At 57.9% G+C, this 1,932-nt stretch carries 3 protein-coding genes; 2 read left to right on the top strand and 1 reads right to left on the bottom strand.

The window, feature by feature from the left end; translation table 11 throughout:
* The first annotated feature begins 146 nt into the window (after positions 1 to 146).
* Positions 147 to 269: a hypothetical protein gene (locus VQ044_RS24950; protein ID WP_327650344.1), complete on the top strand. Its 123-nt coding sequence runs from the start codon at positions 147 to 149 to the stop codon at positions 267 to 269.
* Between the two features lie 86 nt (positions 270 to 355).
* The gene (locus VQ044_RS24955) at positions 356 to 1,699 is read left to right on the top strand and encodes a UDP-glucose dehydrogenase family protein (protein WP_327650342.1); all 1,344 of its coding nucleotides are present in this window, start codon (positions 356 to 358) and stop codon (positions 1,697 to 1,699) included.
* A gap of 27 nt (positions 1,700 to 1,726) precedes the next feature.
* Here VQ044_RS24955 and VQ044_RS24960 read toward each other — a convergent pair.
* The coding region (locus tag VQ044_RS24960; RefSeq protein ID WP_331827882.1) for a hypothetical protein at positions 1,727 to 1,932 on the bottom strand (206 nt) is incomplete at its 5' end.

The raw sequence follows: 1,932 nt of genomic DNA on the forward strand, positions 1-1,932 counted from the left end.
AACCTGCTCGACCAGGTATTCGAGGCCGAGGCGCCCGACCAGAAGTGGGGCGTCGATATCTCCTACATCTGGACCAGGCAAGGCTGGCTATGGAGTTCCCCCGCTTCAGCGGAGAGTTGTGACCACCTGCTGACGCAGGAAGCGGCATGATGGACAACATGACGATCGACACCGCCAAGCTGCAGTTCATGCTGACGACTTTGCGGCTTCCTAGCGAACGCACCTGCGGCTATGCTCAAGCTGGGCGGTATCATCCCACGCCATTTTGATTCTCCATCGTCTCGATAACGAAGGGGAATTACAACCTGCTGATATCGCTCAACTCCTTTTCGCTCAGGCTCTGAGGGACGAATCCATGAAGCTTGCTGTAATTGGCGCTGGTTACGTCGGCTTGGTGTCGGGCGCCTGTTTTGCCGACTTCGGGCATGAAGTGATTTGCGTGGATCTCAACGCCGCCAAGATAGATGCGCTGAGGGCGGGCAAGATCCCAATTTTCGAACCGGGCCTCGATGATTTGGTCGTGGACAATGTTGCGGCGGGACGGCTGAAGTTCACCACACAACTCGATCTCGCTGTTGCAGGCGCCGAGATCGTCTTTATTGCGGTCGGGACGCCTTCGCGCCGCGGAGACGGTCATGCCGACCTATCCTATGTCTATTCCGCCGCTGCCTCAATCGCAAAGGCGATTAGAGGCTGTGCCGTAGTGGTGACCAAGTCAACCGTTCCGGTGGGCACAGGAGACGAAGTGGAGCGCATCATTCGCGAGATCAACCCAGAAGCGGATGTGGTTGTAGTCTCCAATCCGGAGTTCCTGCGCGAGGGGGCCGCAATCGATGATTTCAAGCGTCCGGATCGGATCGTGGTAGGCATCGAAGACGAGCGCGCCCGCGTAGCGATGACCGAAGTATACCGCCCGCTCTACCTCAACCAAGCGCCGCTGATGTTCACTGGCCGCCGCACGGCGGAACTGACCAAGTACGCAGGCAATGCGTTTCTCGCCATGAAGATCACCTTCATCAACGAGATCGCCGACCTGTGCGAGAAAACTGGTGCCAATGTGCAGGACATCGCACGGGGGATCGGCCTCGACAATCGCATCGGCTCAAAGTTTCTCAATGCAGGGCCGGGTTATGGTGGGTCATGCTTTCCCAAGGACACGCTGGCGCTGGTCCGAACCGCACACGATCATGATAGTCCGCTGCGCCTGGTGGAGACGACTGTTACAATCAACGATCAGCGCAAGCGAGCCATGGGCCGGCGCGTTATTGCCGCCTGCGGTGGCGATGTCCGCGGTAAGACCATCGGCATACTCGGGCTGACATTCAAACCGAACACGGACGACATGCGCGACGCACCGTCCATTGCCATCATTCAGGCGCTCAAAGATGCCGGGGCTGAGGTGCGGACCTATGACCCAGAAGGCATGGAGATGGCGAAGTCGGTCCTCAATGGGGTCCAATACTGCACCGACGCCTACGATGTAGCCAACGGCACCGATTGCCTAGTTCTGGTAACGGAGTGGAACGCCTTTCGATCGCTTGATCTGCAGCGCTTGAGGCTGCTAATGAATGAGGCCGTCTTTGTCGACCTGCGCAATGTCTACCGCCGCAAAGATGTCGAGGCGGCGGGCTTTTCATATACCTGCGTGGGCCGGCCCAACCACGCGGCCGTCAGAGCGTCCGAAACGGCTGCAGATTAAATTGTCCGCCGAGGGACGGACCCTTGATCATATCATAGTGCCGCAGAGGTATCGGTAATCTGGGCCTGCTTCGCCCGGTTGTGTATCGGCGATAATGGGGGTGCGAGGCTTTCGCCAGTCAGCCTCGATGTCGTGCTCTAATCCCGGATTCCCCAGATAGATTACCAATTTGATGACCTGCTTGGGCGATTCTGCTATAAGAATCAATGCAATACCATCATCGCGACGGGCCA

This window comes from Aurantimonas sp. C2-5-R2 (assembly GCF_036549495.1).
GTDB lineage: Bacteria > Pseudomonadota > Alphaproteobacteria > Rhizobiales > Rhizobiaceae > Aurantimonas > Aurantimonas coralicida_A.

Coding starts and splice junctions, on each gene's coding strand:
- VQ044_RS24950 (WP_327650344.1), top strand. CDS start 147: ATGATGGACAACATGACGATCGACACCGCCAAGCTGCAGTTCATGCTG.
- VQ044_RS24955 (WP_327650342.1), top strand. CDS start 356: ATGAAGCTTGCTGTAATTGGCGCTGGTTACGTCGGCTTGGTGTCGGGC.